Genomic DNA, 18,488 nt, shown 5'->3' with positions numbered 1-18,488 from the left:
ATTAGAAGCCGGAATGCTCTTTGAGAAATTCGGCTTCTTCCGCTGTTGTTTCGCGGCCCAAAACCTTGTTGCGGTGCGGGAAGCGACCAAAACGCTCAACAATATCGTGGTGCTGTCGCGCAAAGCCTAATGAAAACTCGTTGCCGAGTTTTTCATAAAGATCAAGGCAGCGCTTCTGATCGCTCAGATTTTCGCTGTGCATGAAAGGCAGATAGAAAAATTGTCGCTCATCAGCAGACAAATTGCGATCAAAGTCGTGATCCAGCGCCCGTGTTGCCACATCACGGGCAAGAGCGTCGCTTTCAAATGAACGTGGCGAGCCACGGAACATGTTGCGCGGAAACTGGTCAAACAGAATCGTCAGCGCGAGTGCGGTTTCTGGCTGCTGCTTCCAATCTTCAAATTTGTCGGCACGCGCATCTTCATAGGCTGCCAGAAACTTGTCGCGAATTTCCGCATCAATTTCATCGTTCTTGGTGAACCAGTTTTCGCGCATTTTTGCTGAAAACCAGAAATCAAGGACGTCTTTTGGTTGAATGGTCATAGCGGCTCGCTTTGTTTACGGGGTCTGGTTCGGATTGTCTGGTGAAAGGCAGGGCGTTTCGCCTTTCATATTGCGTGACATGCAGCCAAATCGGTCAAAGCCTTTGCCTGCATCCATCGCCGCTTTGCCTGCTCCGCAACCCGAAAGAATGGCCAGCGATATAAGTAGGATAACTTTGTTCATCTGGGTTTCCTGTTGGGTGTGTGGTTTGGATATAGGCAATGTGATTTGTGCGGCAATAGATAGCGGTTTTTGCAATCAGCCGCGACCGCGATAATTGGGTACAGACTGTTCAGGGATCCAGACATTTTTGGGCGTTTCACCTGTCTGGTAAAATACATCAATAGGAATGCCGCCACGCGGATACCAATAGCCGCCAATACGCAACCATTCTGGCTCAAGCAGTTCAACAAGCCGCTTAGCGATGGTGACGGTGCAATCTTCATGGAATGCGCCATGATTGCGGAATGAAAACAGGAAGAGTTTGAGCGACTTGCTTTCCACCAGCCATTTGCCTGGCACATAATCGATCATCAGATGGGCGAAGTCCGGCTGTCCGGTCATTGGGCAAAGAGAAGTGAATTCGGGTGCGGTGAAGCGGACGCAGTAAGGCGTTCCTGCTTGCGGGTTTTCCACCCTCTCAAGAACGGCCTCTTCAGGAGATTGCGGGGCGGCGGTGTTTGAACCGAGTTGTTTAAGATCAGAATATATCGTCTTTTCAGACATTTACGTGCCTTTATTTAAAGCCACGGTGCAGTCTTAACGCCTAACTATTAAGCGCTTGTCCTTGTTTTGACCGGGTAGGCTGCGACCGGTGGCAGATTGCCAATAGCTCCGAGTAGCAGTCTTAACAAAACAGGTAAACCCCATAGAAAAACCCGCGCTGGGAGGGCGCGGGTTTTTCGTAACGCTAAAACTGTTAGCGGCGGTCTGACAACACACAGCCAATCGCTACGCCAATCGCAATGCCGATAAGACCGGCTGTGCCAAACAGAGTGGTGGCTGTGCCAGGATTTTCTTTCACGGTTTCGGCTACGGCCTGTCCGCGCTCGCGAACAATCTGTGCCGCATGACGGAAACGACCCGATGCATCATCAAATGCATCTTCTGCACTATCACGCAGATCGTTCGAGCGGGAAGCCAAAGACTTAGACAGGCGCTTCAGCTCACCGCGCAAATCAGCAACCTGCTGTTCCAAAGCCTGCTGAACGTCATTAGCTGTCTTGTTATCGGCCATTTCAAACCTCCATTGGAATTGATGAACGTAAAACGATAATGCAACCTTTTGGTTCCGTTGGAGTAAAAGTTTTTATTTCGACTTTTCTGTAAAGATGGGAAGTAAGCTGAGGCCGCGCCCGATACACACGCCCGCCATCGCGCCTACTGCTTTGAAGACAAAATCGGCAAATTCGCCATGCCGTCCGGGTGCCAGCCGTTGCATCAGTTCAAACATGCCAGCGCATCCGATTGTAAGCAGCAACACAGCGATCCAGTACCGGGGATAAGCAAGTGCAAATAGAAACCCCACGAGGAAGAAGGCTGCAAAGCGCTCAAGATCGGCGGGTTCACCCGTTATTGGACGAAACTGTATCGGGCTGATGGTTACGATGAAGATGAAGGCCAATACCAGCCATGCGGCAAGACGAAAAAGTCGTTTCATTCGGTATGACCTTTTATTCTGCCGTATAGTTGCCGACAGGTTCATCCTGAGCCGGATCGCCACAACGAGAATACATCTGGTCGGTTATCGACTTTTTGAGTGCATTGCCAAATGGCAATTCATAATTCGCGATAACATCGACACCCATGCACCATTTCACATTGTCTGGAGAGAGGCCGTAATTGGTTTCGAGGAAGCCAATCGCATAAGTTATGCCTTCTTCGCAATCATCCGTTGTGCAGAAATTGCCGTCTTTCGCCAATTGGCGTATCGAACCTTCGCCGATCTTTTTAACAATTGGCTCAATCGCAAAAGGTGCAGCACCGCCAAGTGCAATAATGACCAGTCCGATGATCGTAAATTTAATGGAACGCCGCATGAATCGCTGTCAATTATTGATACTGTTATCATTTTATAACGCATGAGCGGCACGATAATGGCAAGTGCATCACCAAAAGTACCTGCAACTTATAATCATTATGACTAATTGTGACGGTTTAATATTGACTTTTACGTAAGTCCGGCTGCACAACAATCGCCTGCATACTGCAAGGCAGGGATATAGTTGTGCGCGAATATTATACGATCACAGAGCTGACACGGGAATTCGGGATTTCTACCCGGACTTTGCGTTTCTACGAGGATGAGGGTTTGATTGCGCCTGTAAGGCGTGGTCGCACACGCTTGTTCAGGCCTTCCGACAGGCATCTCCTCAAGCAAATCATGCGTGGCAAGCGCCTTGGGTTCTCAATCGCAGAAATTCATGAGATCGTGCAGATGTATCGTGAGCCTCCGGGTGAAACCGGGCAGCTCAAGCTTTTGATGAAGCGCGTGGAAGAAAAGCGCGCCGATCTTCGTCAGAAGCGCCGTGACATTGATGAAACACTGACTGAGCTTGATCAGGTGGAAGAAGCTTGCATCGAACGTCTAGCGGAACTCGGCGTTTCTACCTGATTTTATTGATTATCCGGTACGGGTGAGCACATCTGCGCGATCTGCTGAACCGTACTGTTGTTTTTCTGATCAGCCTTGCCGCTAAAGACATCATCAAACAGTTTGGCTTTATCAAGCTCACTGACCACGCAGCCGCAGAATGCCTGGCACAGCGTCTCGCTGCCGCTTGGCAGGCATGATGCGACGCACGATTGTGTAAAGACGGGGCGCTGGTCGGGCGGCGAGATTTGTGCAAAGCAATAAACAAGCGCAATCAACACAGGCTGGTGGATTAGATAGAATGCCAGACTACGGCGTCCAATGAAGGTTAATGGCTTTTGCAGTAGACGCGGTTGAATGCCGCCTGCAAGTATTGGCATCCAGTTGAATCGCTCAAAGATACGGGCTGTTGCAATGCCAATGAGCACTGCGCCAAACCACGGAAACAATGGAACATAATCATTGGAGCGCGGCGGGATTGTTGAAAGTCCAACCCAGGCGAGCCACATCTGATTGAAAATATCGGCCTGTGCATAAAGCGGTGCGGTGATGACGAATGCCGCCACGATCAGCGTGATCACTGGCGGGACGCGCAGGAATAAAAGGCCGAGCAAACTCGCCAGCGCGATTTGGTGCAGAATACCAAAGAAAATGAAGTTATCCGGCGACATGTAATAGGTGACGGCGGAAATCGCAGCGGCAGCAGCGGCTATCTGTAGAAAGCGTTTTCCCACCGCATTCCAGCGAATAGCGCGGCCATGCGCCAGAACCAAACTGAAACCGACCAGAAACAGGAAGCTCGACGCGATGCAGCGCGCGAAGAGCTTCCAGCCGCCGTGGCCGGTGGTGCCGGCTGCCATGTAGCCAAAAAACTCGAGATCCCAGCCGAAATGATAAATCGCCATGGCGACCAACGCCAAACCGCGCGCTATGTCGATGCGTTCGAGGCGCGGGCGGCTTGGTGGCGTCAGGTTAATTTCGGCATTGGTCTGCATAATGCGTCCTAGGCTTTGACAGTGAGAGTCGCGAAGATTCTTATCACATGCCATTGCATGGCTATAGTATGTCACAGAACCGGATTCGTCCGGTCTGTGTGAAATCGGCAGCCCTTCTTGGAGATCAGTTTGTTTTTCAGTGTTTCAAAACTTTTCTGGCTGTTTTTTCAGCCGCTGACGATCATCTTTGTATTTCTGCTACTCGCACTGATATTGGTATGGACTGGTTTCCGAAAGCTCGGTCTTGCCGCGATGATAAGCGCTGCGATTGTTCTGTTTTTCAGTGCTTATACAACACTTGGAAGCTTGCTTTTGGTGCCGCTGGAGGATCGCTTTCCGAAACAGGCGGAACTGCCGGCCCACGTCGACGGTATTGTGGTGCTTGGCGGCTATATGAATGGCGATATTAATGCGGGAAGGCCGGGTTTTGAGCTAAACAGCGCCGCAGATCGTATCTTTGAAACCATGCGGCTTGCTAAGCTTTACCCAGACGCAAAAGTGATTGTATCCGGCGGTGATGGTGCTTTTTTTGAAGAAGCTGTACCCGAAGCTGAGAGCACACGCATGATGCTTGCTGATCTTGGCTTTTCCGGTGATCGTTTCATTTTTGAGAATAAGTCGCGCAACACAGTCGAAAATGCCGAGTTTTCGAAAGAGCTGGCTCAACCGAAACCGGGTGAGACATGGCTGCTTGTCACATCCGCCTATCATATGCCGCGATCAATCGGCTGCTTCCGTAAGGCCGGATTCGATGTCGTTGCCTGGCCGGTAGATTATAAAACGCCAGCCAAACAGAGTTTCTCATTTTACTTTGAATCGCCCAATGAAGGTCTGTCACGCTTCAGCGTCGCCATGCGGGAATGGGTTGGCCTTACCGCTTACTGGCTGACGGGCAAGACAGATATGCTCCTTCCACAACCCTGATGCCCCAATTCTGCCGTGACTTTAAAGCTTTTGTTAAACATACGCCTTATTAACGTTTTGATACTAAATGGATTTTTGAAACGTACTGCGATGAGGTCGAATTACGTGCCGTATTTCTGCCATTTTTCACAGTTGCGTTTCATATGTGTCAGGGCTATATCTCAGTTAACAGCGTCGTGAAGGACGCTGTTTATAAAAGTTGCACAACAAGGTTGTAAAAAAATCTCCATGGACGAAACCGTTCAAAAATCCTGCTGGGGCGTTACGCTCTGGGCAGTCGTTGGCCTCGCTACAATCATTCTTATGGCTTATCTCTTCTCGGTCTGATGCCGAGAGGGATGCGTAAAGCGGAAACTTGATGCCGCATTTCGGCAATCTGTTTGCGTTGTTCGGCACTTAAACTATCTATAATGGTGTAATATCATTTTACTGCCTGCTTTGCGTGGTTGGCATATGGAGTTGCACAGCCCGATTTGGGTTGGATAGGTGTAGAATGTTTCTGTCGGTATTCGATCTGTATAAAATTGGCATTGGTCCTTCGAGTTCACACACGATGGGCCCGATGACTGCCGCGCATATGTTCCTTAAAGAACTTATCGGTGGCGATTGGCCCAAACCTGCCAATGCTAAAGTTTATCGACTGAAAGCAAGCCTTCATGGCTCGCTGGCCTATACCGGTATAGGGCACGCCACAGATCGCGCAGTGATTCTCGGCCTTTGTGGCTTCACGCCTGATTCGATTGATCCTGACATTATGGATTCTGAAGTCGAAAAGGTTTCTCGCGCAAGAACCGTGCAGCCCGCTGGTCATCCTGCTTATCAATTTGATCCCAAGACCGATCTGGTTCTGGATCGTAAGACGCCGTTGCCGGGCCACGCCAATGGTATGGCCTTTGAAGCTTACGATAAAAGTGATCGGCTGTTGCTGCGTCGCGTTTACTTCTCGATTGGTGGCGGCTTCGTCGTTACTGCCGAGGAATTAAGTCGCGTTCAGACCAGCGGCGGCAAGCGTGAGGAAAAGGCCGATGTGCCTTATCCGTTTAACAATGCTGCCGAAATGCTGACAATGGCACGAAAAAGCGGCCTCTCGATTGCAGATATGAAACGCGCCAACGAAGAATGCCATATGTCGTGCCTTGATCTTGATGAAGGTTTGGATCGCATCTGGGGCGCTATGCGGGGCTGTATCGACCGCGGTTTAAGCCGCGATGGTATTATGCCGGGTGGCCTGAAAGTGCGTCGTCGTGCGCGTCAGCTTTTTGAGCGTCTTGAAGACGATTGGCGCAACAACAAGCTTAACCCGCTTCTCGCTAATGACTGGTTGTCTGTCTATGCCATGGCGGTCAATGAAGAAAATGCATCGGGTGGACGCGTCGTAACTGCTCCCACCAACGGCGCTGCTGGCGTCGTGCCTGCCGTTTTGCGCTATTATCTGCATTTTCATGATGATGCAGACGCGAAGGGTATTCGCGATTTTCTGCTGACATCTGCCGCTATTGGTGGCGTGATCAAACACAATGCATCAATTTCGGGTGCCGAAGTTGGTTGCCAGGGTGAGGTCGGTTCTGCTTCTGCTATGGCAGCAGCAGGCCTTGCGGCTGTTATGGGCGGCACACCTGAGCAAATCGAGAATGCAGCTGAAATCGCCCTAGAGCATCATCTTGGAATGACATGCGATCCGGTTGCTGGTCTTGTGCAGGTGCCATGTATTGAACGCAATGCACTAGGCGCCGTGAAGGCCGTCACCGCTGCCTCGCTTGCCGTAAAGGGCGATGGGCAACATTTCGTGCCGCTCGACGCCTGTATCGAAACCATGCGCCAGACCGGACACGATATGAGCGAGCGTTATAAGGAAACCAGTCAGGGTGGCTTGGCCGTGAATGTGGTCGCCTGCTGAAGATAAAATTCTTATGACTTGAAGACTGCATTCTGCTTGGCTAAATCATCGCCATGGCACTCAATCTCGTAAAACTTTGCGTCGGTTGCGACAGTATCGAAGATCTCGCAGCCTGGATCGATTTCCGGCTCGCGGAGCAGCGTGCTGCTGGGCTGGTCCCGGAACAGTTTCACACAACACGCATGGTTCCCAAGCGCGCTGAAGAGTTGCTCGACGGCGGTTCGCTCTATTGGGTTATCAAAGGCAATGTGCAATGCCGCCAGCGTCTTCTGGATATACGACCGTTTACGGATGAGCAGGGCATCAATCGCTGTCATTTGGTGCTGGAACCTAAAATCCATCCGACGGATTGGCAGCCGCGCCGCGCTTTTCAGGGCTGGCGCTACCTTAACGAAAATGAGGTTCCGCTCGATGAAGCGGCAGGCAAGTCGGGAAGGGCTGCTTTGCCATCCGAATTGCGACAAGAACTAGCGGCCTTGGGTTTGCTCTGACCAAATAAAAAAGCCTGCCGAACTGGCAGGCTTTTTTGATGAAAGTTTTTAAAGTCAATTTTCGATTATGAGGCGAACGGCCACCTTATCAGCCGTCACGGGTAAGGTCATGCGCATCATCGTGCGTGGCTTAACCATGCGGCGGTTGCGTGCAGCGTGGCTAACCAGCACGCCCACCAGATCACGCGTATGAAACGCCTTGCCGTGGCGCACGTCGGCAATACGAAGTGCAGCTTGCTTCAAGGCTTGCACTGAAAACAGCGATCCGAGTGCCGACGGGCGGTGTGCCTCATCTGTCCACAGGTTGGGTGCCAAAGCATGTTGTGTCAGTGTCTCGTTCATATTCGACATCTCGAAACCCTCTACGCAATACAAATTTCGGGTTTAAAGCTATGCGGGAGAGCGAACTCTCCCGCGTTCATTAGTTTGCGACCGCGTAACAGCCAAAGTTCTTCTTTTTCAGTGATGCGCATGCATCCCATGCGGCTTGCTTTGAAGAAAAGCCAACAAAGCGGGCACGGTAGAAAGTCGCGTTACCCTTCACAAATGTCTCGGTGTAGGGGGATGCCGAACGCAGAGGAGCGCCAACGGACGACGAAACCTTGGTCAGCATATCGCGGGCCTGACCTTCGCTGGGCAGCGATCCGACCTGAATGGCCCAGCCACCAGATGCTGCTGGTGCAGATGCTGTTGTGACCGGGTCAATTTCATGTGGCACTGGTGCGGAAGGAACTACTGCCTTTGGCGTTGGGCGAACCGCTGCCTGTGCGGCCATTGCTGCCGGACGCTGGGTAGGGGCTGCAAGCGCCAGCACCTGTGGCTGCTCGACGTCGCCTTCGCCGGATTCATTGTTGATGACGTCCGCAACCTCAACAACTTGACGAGCAACCGGAACTGGCGCGTTGCGAGCCTTTGGCAATGCCGCAGAGGCGACGACCTGAGGCACTTCGCTACGCATTGCAATAAGCGGTTCAGATACACGGCCACGCGTTGCTGCTGGCAAGTACTTCTTAATGAGCTGCGCCATGTGTGCATCGCGGCTCGCGCCAGTATTGCCACCCATAACGACTGCTACGATACGACGTCCATCGAGATTGACTGACGAAGCAAGGTTATAGCCGGATGCATTGGTATAACCGGTCTTGATTCCATCAACGCCTTCAATGCGGCCAAGAAGACGGTTGTGACCGCGAATGGTCTGACCGCGATAATCGAAGCTGCTACGCGAAAAATATGCAAAGTCGCGTGGGAAATGCTGACGAAGAGCGATACTGAGAATCGCCATGTCACGCGCAGTTGTGACCTGCTGCATGTTTGGTAGACCGGATGCATTGCGGAATGTGGTGTTGCTCATGCCAAGGCGACGGGCTTTTGCCGTCATCATCTGGGCAAAACGCTCTTCTGAGCCACCGAGGAATTCGCCCGATGCTGCTGCAACGTCATTGGCAGATTTTGTCACCATTGCAAGAATTGCATCTTCAACGCGAATAGTCTGGCCTTTTTTGAAGCCTATTTTTGTCGGCGGGCGAGCTGCGGCATAGGCTGAGACTGGAATACGTGTATCTTTATTGATGCGACCGGTCTGAATAGCTTCAAGCAGCATATAGATCGTCATCATCTTTGTTAACGACGCAGGGTAGCGTTTTGCATCCGGGTTTGATGCAAACAGCGTTTTACCTGTGTTGGCATCGACAACAATGGCAGCATATCTGTCATTGGCTACAGCTGGAACGGTCGTTGAGGCCGTAGAGCAGCCTGTTACAACAGCTAGAAGAAGTGTGGCTTGCGCCGCTCTTTTCAAGGCATATGCTACGTTACTGAATGCTATACGCACGATAATGACCTGCCTGTATCCCGGTTTTTGAGCTGCGGCACAAACGGCACACAGCAATCTAATTCGGGAACCTTAATGTCATCAGCGTTACCAATCCGTTTATGGTAACCGCATTATTCATAATTTCTAAAAAAAAGTTGATGGGCAAGCTGTGAAGTTGTGCGCAAGAAATACGTAATTCTGTGAGTAAGGCCTCATGTAAGCGCGGGGGGCAAATTTTCGTTACTCCGACGAAGTGACCCGGATAAATGTGTCAATGCGCCAACTTGCAAGAAGTCTCGGTTGCAAGTCGCAAGGAAGGGCTTAAAATCACCGTATGACGCCCTACATAAAGGGGCAAGCAGGCGATAGAGTTGGGCATCGGGTGATAGGTTACATGCGGCATTTAAATCCAGTCATGCAAAGCAAGGCAAATGGCGGGAACGGACCCGATAATGGGACCGTTGTGGTCACGCGCACGCAGACCAAAACCAAGAAGCCAAGTCTCTATCGCGTTTTGCTTCTCAATGATGACTATACTCCTATGGAGTTTGTCATTCATGTCCTGCAACGTTTTTTCCAAAAAGACATGGACGACGCGACGCGTATCATGTTGCATGTCCATAATCATGGTGTCGGTGAGTGCGGCGTATTCACATACGAAGTTGCTGAGACTAAGGTTAGTCAGGTCATGGATTTTGCCCGCCAAAACCAGCATCCATTACAATGTGTAATGGAGAAAAAGTGAGGTCATATGCCATCGTTTTCTCCCAGCCTTGAAAGGGCGCTGCATCAGGCGCTTACCATCGCGAACGAGCGGCATCACGAATATGCCACGCTCGAACATCTTTTACTTGCCCTGATCGACGATCAGGATGCGGGCGCAGTGATGCGCGCCTGTAACGTCGATCTTGAGCATCTTAAGAAGATCGTTACCGATTATATTGACCGTGAACTGGACAATCTCGTCACTGGCTATGATGAAGATTCGAAGCCGACGGCGGCTTTCCAGCGCGTGATTCAGCGCGCTGTCATTCATGTTCAGTCGTCAAATCGAGAAGAAGTGACCGGCGCCAATGTTCTGGTTGCCATTTTCGCTGAACGCGAAAGCCATGCTGCCTACTTCCTGCAAGAGCAGCAGATGACGCGTTATGATGCTGTGAACTATATTTCGCATGGCATTTCCAAGCGCACGCAGGGCAGCGAACCGCGCACGCCGCGTGGTGCTGAAAGTGCGAGCGAAGAACGCACCAGCGTGGAGCCGGAAGAAGGCGCAAAGAAAAAGCAGGATGCATTGACTGCTTATTGCGTCAATCTGAATGAAAAGGCCAAAGCGGGTCGTATTGATCCGTTGATCGGACGCGACACTGAGATCAGTCGCACGATTCAGGTTCTTTGCCGGCGCTCCAAGAACAATCCGCTTTATGTGGGTGATCCGGGTGTTGGTAAAACGGCGATTGCTGAAGGTTTGGCAAAGCGAATCGTGGAAGGCGATGTGCCGGAAGCGCTTGCTGACGCGACGATCTTTTCGCTCGATATGGGTACACTGCTTGCAGGCACCCGTTATCGCGGTGATTTTGAAGAGCGCCTGAAACAGGTTGTGAAAGAACTCGAAGAATATCCGGGTGCGGTTCTGTTCATCGATGAAATTCACACGGTCATCGGTGCAGGTGCCACTTCGGGCGGTGCGATGGACGCATCGAACCTGTTGAAGCCAGCGCTTTCTTCGGGTGCGATCCGTTGCATTGGTTCGACGACCTATAAGGAGTATCGTCAGTTCTTCGAGAAGGACCGCGCTCTGGTGCGTCGTTTCCAGAAGATTGATGTCAATGAGCCATCGATCCCGGATGCGATTGAGATCATGAAGGGTCTGAAGCCGTATTTTGAAGACTTCCATAAAGTCAAATATACTGTTGATGCCATCAAGTCGGCTGTAGAGCTTTCCGCACGCTATATCTCTGACCGCAAGTTGCCTGATAAAGCCATCGATGTGATCGATGAAACTGGTGCGAGCCAGATGCTTCTGCCGGAGAACAAGCGCAAGAAGACCATTGGCGTCAAGGAAATCGAAGCAACCATCGCCACCATGGCACGGATTCCGCCGAAATCGGTTTCGAAGGATGACGAGCAGGTGCTTGCACATCTTGATGCCGAGTTGAAGCGTGTGGTCTATGGTCAGGACTTGGCGATTGAAGCGCTTTCGTCTGCAATCAAACTCGCGCGTGCTGGCCTTCGTGAAGCAGACAAGCCAATCGGCTCCTATCTGTTCTCCGGCCCAACAGGTGTCGGTAAAACGGAAGTTGCCAAGCAACTTGCTTCTTCGCTGGGCGTTGAACTGCTTCGTTTCGATATGTCAGAATACATGGAGCGCCATACGGTATCGCGTTTGATCGGTGCCCCTCCAGGATATGTCGGCTTTGATCAGGGTGGCCTTCTGACCGATGGAGTTGATCAGCATCCGCATTGCGTGCTGTTGCTTGACGAAATCGAAAAGGCGCATCCAGACCTCTACAACATTCTGTTGCAGGTTATGGATCATGGCTCGCTTACCGATCACAACGGGAAGAAGATCGATTTCCGCAACGTGATTTTGATCATGACCACCAATGCCGGTGCTGCCGATATGGCAAAGGCCGCGATTGGTTTCGGTTCGACCCGGCGCGAAGGCGACGATATGGAAGCGATCAACCGGCTGTTCACGCCGGAATTCCGTAACCGTCTCGATGCGATCGTTCCATTCGGACCACTGCCGGTTCCGGTCATTCATCAGGTCGTCCAGAAGTTCGTGCTGCAGCTCGAAGCACAGCTGGCAGAACGTGGCGTGACATTCGAACTGACTGAGCCTGCTATCGCATGGCTTGCTGACAAGGGTTATGATGAGCGCATGGGCGCGCGTCCGCTGGCTCGCGTCATTCAGGAGCACATCAAGAAGCCATTGGCCAATGAAGTATTGTTCGGCAAGCTCAAGCATGGCGGCACGGTTCGCGTCGATGTGATTACGAAGGATGACGGCAAGACCGATCTTGCTCTCGAGACTGTTTCCGACAAGCCGGTTACGCCTAAGAAGGATATTCCGGCTGAGAAGAAGCAGCCTGTGCGCAAGAAGGCAGCACCGAAGAAGGCTGAAAAGGAAAAGGTTCTGGCTGGCAAGGACGAGGCCGCGCCAAAGCCTGCCGCCAAGGCTTCGACGGCGAAATCGTCGGTTCCTAAAGTGCCGCGGAAAAAATAAGGACTGCAAAAGGCCCTTCGCAAGAAGGGCCTTTTTCATGGTGCAAGTTTGCGTGCAAATGGCCTAATCTCAATCATGTCTTCGAGTCGCTCATCTATTTCCGGATCATCATCGCCTGAACAGTCTGGCCATCTTGGCTGGTTTTTGCGTGGTACACGCCGGATTGTGAGCGTTCCTGCCATTTTGCTGATGAGTTCGTTTATCGGCTTTTCCGGCCTGGCGATTGAAAGCGGCATAACGGTTGGAGAGGCTGTCTTCATGACCCTGACCATCTGGGCTCTACCCGCCAAGGTGGTATTCATTGGCGCGATCAGTGCCGGGGCATCAATCCCCGCAGCGGCCTTGGCTGTCGGATTGTCGTCTGTTCGTCTGATGCCAATGGTGGTGGCGCTCTTACCGGAGTTAAAAGGCCCCAAAACACGCAAGCTGACACTTGCTGCCCTTTGTCATTTTGTGGCGGTGACGGCCTGGGTTATGGCAATGGAAGAGCTGCGTAATGTGCCGCGCAATATGCGAACCAGCTATTTTGCAGGAATTGGCACAGTACTCGTCGGTACGAACGCGCTTGTGGTCGCCTTGGTATATACGCTGTCGGCGTCATTTCCACCGGTGGTGTTTGCGGCTCTTTTCATGCTCACGCCGATGTATTTTCTCACTTCACTTTGGCGTTCGGCGCGTGAGCGGGCAGGGCAGATTGCCATGGTTTCGGGCATCGTGCTTTTCCCGATCTTCCACCAGTTTGCGCCGGGCTATGACCTTCTGATGACTGGCGTTGTGGGGGGCGTAATCGCATTTGCCTTTCACCGTACGCGCAATCCAAAGGAGCCTGTTCTATGAATTGGGATAGTTACTCCGATTGGTGGTGGCCGCTTCTGTTTATCCTGCTTGCAGGCGCTCTTCCAACATATGTTTTCCGCGTGATGGGCGTGATTGTCGGGGGCAGGGTCCGCGAAGATTCTGAAGCGCTGGTATTCGTGCGCTGTGTCGCTACGGCACTTGTTGCGGGCGTTATTGCGCAGCTCATTCTTTATCCGAACGGGGAGCTTGCCAACTCGCCCATGTGGCTGCGTGTCGGATCGGCAGCGGCGGGCTTTTTTGCTTATCTCATTGCTGGAAAGCGTTTGCTTGTCGGAATTGTCGTGACTGAAGCCCTGCTTGTCACAGGGCTTATAAGCTTATAAAGCGGTTTCTTATCAAAGTGCTGCGCGGATTTTCTCAGCATTTGCTGTAAGAACAGCGGCGTCTTCCATTTTTCCGGTGTGCGGTTTCAGTTCCACGCCTTCAAAACGCGGAATGACGTGGAAATGCAGGTGGTAAACGGTTTGTCCTGCTGCCGGTTCATTGAACTGAATGACAGTGACGCCATCCGCGTCAAAAGCCTTCTTGACGGCATTGGCTATTTTCTGCACGGCTTTGATGGCTTCTGCGAGCGCTTCCGGCTTTGCATCAAGTAGGTTGCGTGACGGTGCTTTTGGAACAACAAGCGTATGGCCGGTTCCTTGCGGCATGACATCCATGAATGCCACAACATCATCCGTTTCATAGACGCGCGTTGAAGGAATCTCGCCGCGCAGGATTTTTGCGAAGATGTTGTTGTCATCATAGGTGGCGGACATGCTGTTCTCCATTTCAATCAATTATCAGGGTATTCATGTGTGCTTGAAAGGCGAGTGCTCTTCGAGTGCTGCATGGATATAATCGACCTCTCGTCGCTCACGTACGAGATATTCGCTGACAGCGCGGCGGAAACCTTCATGCGCAATGTAATGCGCGGAATGGGTCGTAACAGGCACATAGCCACGCGCAAGTTTGTGTTCACCTTGCGCTCCGGCTTCGACAACACTCAGTTTGCGATCAATCGCAAAATCGATTGCTTGGTGGTAGCAAACCTCGAAATGCAGATAGGGGTGATCTTCAATACAGCCCCAGTGACGACCGTAAAGCGTGTCACTGCCGATGAAGTTGATCGCGCCTGCAATGTAACGACCATTACGCTTCGCCATGACCAGCAGAATATCGTCGGCCATGCTCTCGCCAATCAGCGAGAAAAACTTGCGGTTGAGATAGGGGCGGCCCCACTTGCGGCTCCCTGTATCTATATAGAATTCATAAAAGTCATCCCAGACCGCTTCCGTCAACTCCTTGCCGGTCAGCCAGTCGATTTCGATGCCTTCTGAAAGCGCCTCTCGGCGTTCTTTTTTGAGAGCTTTGCGTTTTCTTGACACAAGCTCATTTAGAAAATCATCATAATTGGAAAAGCCATTGTTTATAAAATGAAACTGCTGATCCGTTCGATGCAGATATCCGGCTGCTTCGAGCGATGAAATCTCGGTCTGAGGCGCGAATGTAACGTGAGCAGAAGAAGCGCCTGTTTGATCAGTGAGTTGCCGTAGCCCCGTCGCGAGAGCAACCTGGATGGCTTCGGGTTCAAACTCCCGATGGTGAAGCAGGCGCGGGCCAGTTGCGGGTGTGAACGGAACTGATGCCTGAAACTTGGGGTAGTAACGCCCGCCTGCGCGTTCAAAAGCATCTGCCCAGCCGTGGTCGAATACATATTCGCCCTGACTATGGCCTTTCAGGTAATTGGGAATTGCCCCGATAAGATACCCCTGATCGTCCTCGAGGCGGAGATAATGAGGCAGCCAGCCAGCTTGTTGTGACACAGAGCCTGATTGTTCCAGAGCCAGAAGAAATGCGCGGGAAATAAACGGGTTATAATTGCCATCCTGCCGGGATGTGCCGGCAAGATGGTTCCATTCGTCTTCAGAAAAATCGCCAACGCTTTCGACAACCCGGAGAGCGAAGCTTTGTTCAGTCTGCCTTTCGTCGTCATTCATGGCGAAGTATCCTGCTAGGAGACCAATGTGCGTGGATCAAAGCCTTCGAAGGTGATCTGATCCACGTTCTGATCGCTATGCGTTTTCATTTCAGGATTGCGTACTGTCCAGCTGATGACCGGAAGATTGAGCTTTTCGCGCACAAAACTGACGAATGGGTTTGGCAGGTGATGCACATTATAGGATACGAATGCAATTTGATGCGCGAGCATTGAGAAATGCGCTTCGAAGTGCTTCATCTGTGTGCCTTCGGCTGTCAGTCCGCCCGGAATACCCGGTGCATCGCTTGCAAACAGTCGAACCAGATGATGGTCGAATGACATGATTGCAGCTTCGCCCTTGTAACCGGCTAATTCATTGGCAACTGCTGCGACAAGACCGTCATCGCGACCTTCGATGCCTTTTAGCTCGATCACAACCGGAACACGACCGGCAACCAGATCAAGCATTTCGCGCAACGATGGCGCGTGGTCATTTGTACCGCCAATTTTCAGAGCGGTTGCTTCTGCAAGCGTCAGATCGCTGATGCGGCCCTTCTGACCTGTGAGGCGTTCAAGATCGTCATCGTGAAAAACGATCACGCCGCCGTCTTTGGTCAGGTGAACATCACACTCAATGGCAAAGCCCGCCTTTGCAGCTGCTGCAAATGCAGCAAGCGTGTTTTCCCAGCGTGTATTGTTGAGGTCGTGGAGGCCGCGATGTGCAATCGGCTGTTTTTTGAGCCATTCAGGGGATGACATTATGCAACCTCGATGATGGCTTCGATCTCAACTGGGGCATTGAGCGGCAAGCTTGCGACGCCGACCGCCGAACGTGCGTGCTTGCCAGCATCGCCAAGAACGGCAACGAGCAGGTCAGATGCGCCATTGGCAACCAGATGCTGTTCAACGAAATCAGCTGTCGAGGAAACGAAAACGGTGATCTTTACGATGCGCTTGATCTTGTTCAGATCACCAAGCGCTGCTTTCGCTTGTGCGAGAATGTTGACTGCGCAGGCGCGTGCAGCAGCCTGACCATGGGCGACCGTAAGCGCATCGCCGATCTGGCCGGTATGAACAAGCTTGCCATTTTCCAATGGAAGCTGACCTGAAGTCAGCAGCAGCGAGCCTGTTTGTGCGAAAGGTACGTAGTTCGCAGCCGGTGCCGCAGCTTCCGGCAAAGTTATACCCAAATTTTGCAGGCGGCTGTCGATGGTGTCGGTCATTCCATTAATCCTTGCTAACTTAGTGCCGTAATAGATAGAATCGGTGAAGCTTTTGGGAAAGGTGCGTTTTTTGCCTCGCTTCCGCCACGAGTTTTTTTATCATGCTGCTCAACAGTTCGGGAGATTCTTATATGCATTTTTTGAGAATGGCGTTTGTGGCAAGTGGAGCGACAGTTTTTGTTTGGGGTGGCGTTGCCAATGCTGCTTCGACTGTGTCGCTAATTCCGCATCGCGCCGTTTACGATCTCACATTGGATCGTGCCGATGAGAAGTCTGGGATCAGTGGGCTGACGGGGCGCATGGTCTATGAGTTCAATGGTTCTGCATGTGAAGGTTATACGACGAATTTCCGTTTTGTAACGCGTATCGATATGGATGAGCAGCCACAGCGTGTGACCGATCAGCAGACGACGAGCTTTGAGAGCGCTGATGGGAAAGACTTCCGCTTTGCCAATAAGACTTTTGTTGACAAGGAGCTGGTTAAGGAAGTGCGTGGTGATGCCAAGGTTGAAGGCGGGAAAACCGTTGTCGCATTGTCAAAGCCCAAAGACGACAAGCTTGATCTAAAAGCCACGCAGTTCCCTACAACGCATATGGAAGAGTTAATCGCTAAGGCGTTGGCTGGTGAGAAATTCTACCAGACGACTCTCTATGATGCTTCCGAAGATGCAGATCGTGTTGTTGCGACCACTGTTGTTGTCGGTAAAGAGCAGGAAGCCAAGAACGACGAAACCAAGGCAATGGGCAAGTTCACAAAGGACAATGTCTGGCCGGTGACGATTTCATACTTCGACGACAAGGAAAAGCAGGATGGCCTGCCGATTTATCGTATCAACTTCAAGCTTTACAAAAATGGCATCACCCGTGATCTGACCATGGACTATGGCGACTTCTCGATGCGCGGCAAGCTGGTTAAACTTGATCTTTATGATGACAATGCCACAAATGCAGATTGCAAGTGATGCACTAGCCAGAGCCAAATGCGTTATAATTAGCGAAAGACTTGCATTTATCGGCGTGTTGGTTTAACAGCGCGCCTATTCCACACACGGGATTGGGCTTTTGCCGGGAGAAATCCGGCCTCAGCCTCCGGTGGCGAGCAATCGCCTCAGCCCGTGGAGGTTAAACCGGAAAAGGAAAATACAGATGGCATTGCCTGAATTCAGTATGCGTCAGCTTCTTGAAGCTGGTGTTCACTTCGGTCACCAGACTCACCGCTGGAACCCAAAGATGGCTCCATACATCTATGGCGACCGCAACAATATCCACATTCTCGATCTGTCGCAGACCGTTCCTCTGCTGCACAATGCTCTGAAGCTCGTTTCAGACACTGTTGCTCGCGGTGGTCGCGTTCTGTTCGTTGGCACGAAGCGTCAGGCTTCTGACATCATTGCTGATGCTGCAACACGTTCGGCTCAGTATTATGTCAATGCACGCTGGCTCGGCGGCATGATGACCAACTGGAAGACGATTTCGAACTCGATCCAGCGTCTGCGCAAGCTCGACGAAATTCTCGCTGGCGACGCTCAGGGTTACTCGAAGAAGGAACGCCTGAACCTCGAACGCGAACGCGAAAAGCTTGACCGCGCTCTCGGCGGCATCAAGGACATGGGCTCGGTTCCTGACCTTATGTTCATCGTTGATACCAACAAGGAAGCAATTGCTATCCAGGAAGCCAAGCGTCTCGGCATTCCAGTTGTTGCGATTATCGATTCGAACTGTAACCCAGACCAGATCGACTACCCAATTCCAGGCAATGACGATGCTGCTCGCGCTATTTCGCTTTATTGCGATCTGATTGCTCGTGCTGCTCTTGACGGCATTGCACGTCAGCAGGGCGCTATGGGTATCGACGTTGGTGCGCAGGTTGAAGCTCCTGTTGAGCCAGCTCTCGAAGCTCCGGCTGCAGGCGCATAATCAGCGCTTATGATTTTCATCCATCCGTCACATGACGGGTGGAT

23 protein-coding genes are annotated in these 18,488 nt (G+C 51.7%); 10 read left to right on the top strand and 13 right to left on the bottom strand.

All coding sequences use genetic code 11. The features are described from left to right. Nucleotide 1: 1 nt before the first annotated feature. The 6 genes from U2P60_RS15830 to U2P60_RS15805 all read right to left on the bottom strand — a co-directional run bounded on the left by U2P60_RS15830 (nt 2) and on the right by U2P60_RS15805 (nt 2,583). A complete protein-coding gene (locus U2P60_RS15830; protein WP_413573321.1) occupies nt 2–544 on the bottom strand; it encodes a DUF924 family protein in 543 nt (180 codons plus the stop codon). A gap of 15 nt (nt 545–559) precedes the next feature. Then, nucleotides 560–727, bottom strand: a complete 168-nt coding sequence (locus U2P60_RS15825; RefSeq protein WP_413573320.1) for a hypothetical protein — start codon at nt 725–727, stop codon at nt 560–562. A gap of 75 nt (nt 728–802) precedes the next feature. Next, nucleotides 803–1,270, bottom strand: a complete 468-nt coding sequence (gene queF / locus U2P60_RS15820; protein WP_413573319.1) for a preQ(1) synthase — start codon at nt 1,268–1,270, stop codon at nt 803–805. A gap of 193 nt (nt 1,271–1,463) precedes the next feature. After that, nucleotides 1,464–1,781 (bottom strand): DUF883 family protein, encoded by a 318-nt coding sequence (locus U2P60_RS15815; protein WP_413573318.1) that lies wholly within the window; start codon nt 1,779–1,781, stop codon nt 1,464–1,466. Between the two features lie 72 nt (nt 1,782–1,853). Next, nucleotides 1,854–2,204: a VanZ family protein gene (locus tag U2P60_RS15810; RefSeq protein WP_413573317.1), complete on the bottom strand. Its 351-nt coding sequence runs from the start codon at nt 2,202–2,204 to the stop codon at nt 1,854–1,856. A gap of 13 nt (nt 2,205–2,217) precedes the next feature. Continuing rightward, nucleotides 2,218–2,583 (bottom strand): hypothetical protein, encoded by a 366-nt coding sequence (locus U2P60_RS15805; RefSeq protein WP_313826599.1) that lies wholly within the window; start codon nt 2,581–2,583, stop codon nt 2,218–2,220. Between the two features lie 188 nt (nt 2,584–2,771). On the opposite strand from U2P60_RS15805, the gene U2P60_RS15800 reads away from it, so the two are divergent. After that, nucleotides 2,772–3,158 carry a MerR family transcriptional regulator gene (locus tag U2P60_RS15800; protein WP_094507367.1) on the top strand — a complete coding sequence of 129 codons (387 nt, stop codon included), beginning with the start codon at nt 2,772–2,774 and terminating at the stop codon, nt 3,156–3,158. 2 nt (nt 3,159–3,160) lie between these two features. Here the strand turns inward: U2P60_RS15800 and U2P60_RS15795 are convergent, their stop codons facing one another. Next, nucleotides 3,161–4,132, bottom strand: a complete 972-nt coding sequence (locus U2P60_RS15795; protein ID WP_413573316.1) for a DUF1624 domain-containing protein — start codon at nt 4,130–4,132, stop codon at nt 3,161–3,163. Nucleotides 4,133–4,261: 129 nt separating this feature from the next. Between U2P60_RS15795 and U2P60_RS15790 the strand changes: the two genes are divergently transcribed. The 3 genes from U2P60_RS15790 (at nt 4,262) to U2P60_RS15780 (ending at nt 7,444) form a co-directional block, all read left to right on the top strand. Beyond that, a complete protein-coding gene (locus U2P60_RS15790) occupies nt 4,262–5,056 on the top strand; it encodes a YdcF family protein (RefSeq protein ID WP_413573315.1) in 795 nt (264 codons plus the stop codon). A 493-nt stretch (nt 5,057–5,549) separates the two neighbouring features. Then, nucleotides 5,550–6,953, top strand: a complete 1,404-nt coding sequence (locus U2P60_RS15785) for an L-serine ammonia-lyase (RefSeq protein ID WP_413573314.1) — start codon at nt 5,550–5,552, stop codon at nt 6,951–6,953. 53 nt (nt 6,954–7,006) lie between these two features. After that, nucleotides 7,007–7,444 carry a DUF1489 family protein gene (locus U2P60_RS15780; RefSeq protein WP_413573313.1) on the top strand — a complete coding sequence of 146 codons (438 nt, stop codon included), beginning with the start codon at nt 7,007–7,009 and terminating at the stop codon, nt 7,442–7,444. Between the two features lie 54 nt (nt 7,445–7,498). On the opposite strand, the gene U2P60_RS15775 is transcribed toward U2P60_RS15780, so the two are convergent. Then, entirely contained in the window at nt 7,499–7,795 is a 297-nt protein-coding gene (locus U2P60_RS15775) for a hypothetical protein (protein WP_313826594.1), read from the bottom strand. Nucleotides 7,796–7,865: 70 nt separating this feature from the next. Beyond that, nucleotides 7,866–9,278 carry an SPOR domain-containing protein gene (locus U2P60_RS15770; protein ID WP_413573312.1) on the bottom strand — a complete coding sequence of 471 codons (1,413 nt, stop codon included), beginning with the start codon at nt 9,276–9,278 and terminating at the stop codon, nt 7,866–7,868. A gap of 376 nt (nt 9,279–9,654) precedes the next feature. Here U2P60_RS15770 and clpS point away from each other — a divergent pair, with 376 nt between their 5' ends. The 4 genes from clpS to U2P60_RS15750 all read left to right on the top strand — a co-directional run bounded on the left by clpS (nt 9,655) and on the right by U2P60_RS15750 (nt 13,667). Next, nucleotides 9,655–10,005, top strand: a complete 351-nt coding sequence (gene clpS / locus U2P60_RS15765; protein ID WP_250040925.1) for an ATP-dependent Clp protease adapter ClpS — start codon at nt 9,655–9,657, stop codon at nt 10,003–10,005. A 6-nt stretch (nt 10,006–10,011) separates the two neighbouring features. Then, on the top strand, nt 10,012–12,486 hold the full coding sequence (gene clpA, locus U2P60_RS15760; protein WP_250040924.1) for an ATP-dependent Clp protease ATP-binding subunit ClpA: 2,475 nt from the start codon (nt 10,012–10,014) through the stop codon (nt 12,484–12,486). 75 nt (nt 12,487–12,561) lie between these two features. After that, complete coding sequence (locus tag U2P60_RS15755; protein WP_413573311.1) at nt 12,562–13,323, top strand: AzlC family ABC transporter permease; 762 nt, start codon at nt 12,562–12,564, stop codon at nt 13,321–13,323. Further along, nucleotides 13,320–13,667: an AzlD domain-containing protein gene (locus U2P60_RS15750; protein ID WP_413573310.1), complete on the top strand. Its 348-nt coding sequence runs from the start codon at nt 13,320–13,322 to the stop codon at nt 13,665–13,667. The genes U2P60_RS15755 and U2P60_RS15750 overlap by 4 nt, the downstream gene beginning before the upstream one ends. A gap of 12 nt (nt 13,668–13,679) precedes the next feature. Here the strand turns inward: U2P60_RS15750 and U2P60_RS15745 are convergent, their stop codons facing one another. The 4 genes from U2P60_RS15745 to U2P60_RS15730 are packed head-to-tail and all read right to left on the bottom strand — an operon-like array spanning nt 13,680 to nt 16,527. Next, entirely contained in the window at nt 13,680–14,102 is a 423-nt protein-coding gene (locus tag U2P60_RS15745) for an HIT family protein (protein ID WP_064320689.1), read from the bottom strand. Nucleotides 14,103–14,135: 33 nt separating this feature from the next. Continuing rightward, nucleotides 14,136–15,323 carry a GNAT family N-acetyltransferase gene (locus tag U2P60_RS15740; RefSeq protein ID WP_413573309.1) on the bottom strand — a complete coding sequence of 396 codons (1,188 nt, stop codon included), beginning with the start codon at nt 15,321–15,323 and terminating at the stop codon, nt 14,136–14,138. Between the two features lie 14 nt (nt 15,324–15,337). Beyond that, nucleotides 15,338–16,063, bottom strand: a complete 726-nt coding sequence (locus U2P60_RS15735) for a glycerophosphodiester phosphodiesterase (protein WP_413573308.1) — start codon at nt 16,061–16,063, stop codon at nt 15,338–15,340. Further along, entirely contained in the window at nt 16,063–16,527 is a 465-nt protein-coding gene (locus tag U2P60_RS15730) for a RidA family protein (protein WP_313826588.1), read from the bottom strand. Before U2P60_RS15730 ends, U2P60_RS15735 begins: the two co-directional genes overlap by 1 nt. Before the next feature lie 131 nt (nt 16,528–16,658). Here U2P60_RS15730 and eipB point away from each other — a divergent pair, with 131 nt between their 5' ends. Then, nucleotides 16,659–17,489, top strand: a complete 831-nt coding sequence (eipB, locus tag U2P60_RS15725; RefSeq protein WP_413573307.1) for a cell envelope integrity protein EipB — start codon at nt 16,659–16,661, stop codon at nt 17,487–17,489. Between the two features lie 184 nt (nt 17,490–17,673). Continuing rightward, nucleotides 17,674–18,444 carry a 30S ribosomal protein S2 gene (gene rpsB, locus U2P60_RS15720; RefSeq protein ID WP_413573306.1) on the top strand — a complete coding sequence of 257 codons (771 nt, stop codon included), beginning with the start codon at nt 17,674–17,676 and terminating at the stop codon, nt 18,442–18,444. The last annotated feature ends 44 nt before the right edge of the window (nt 18,445–18,488 follow it).

This window comes from Brucella sp. H1_1004 (assembly GCF_047308065.1).
Taxonomy (GTDB): Bacteria; Pseudomonadota; Alphaproteobacteria; order Rhizobiales; family Rhizobiaceae; genus Brucella; species Brucella pseudogrignonensis_B.
The sequence above is the reverse complement of the archived record's forward strand: the minus strand, read 5'-3'. Positions and strand labels throughout refer to the sequence as shown.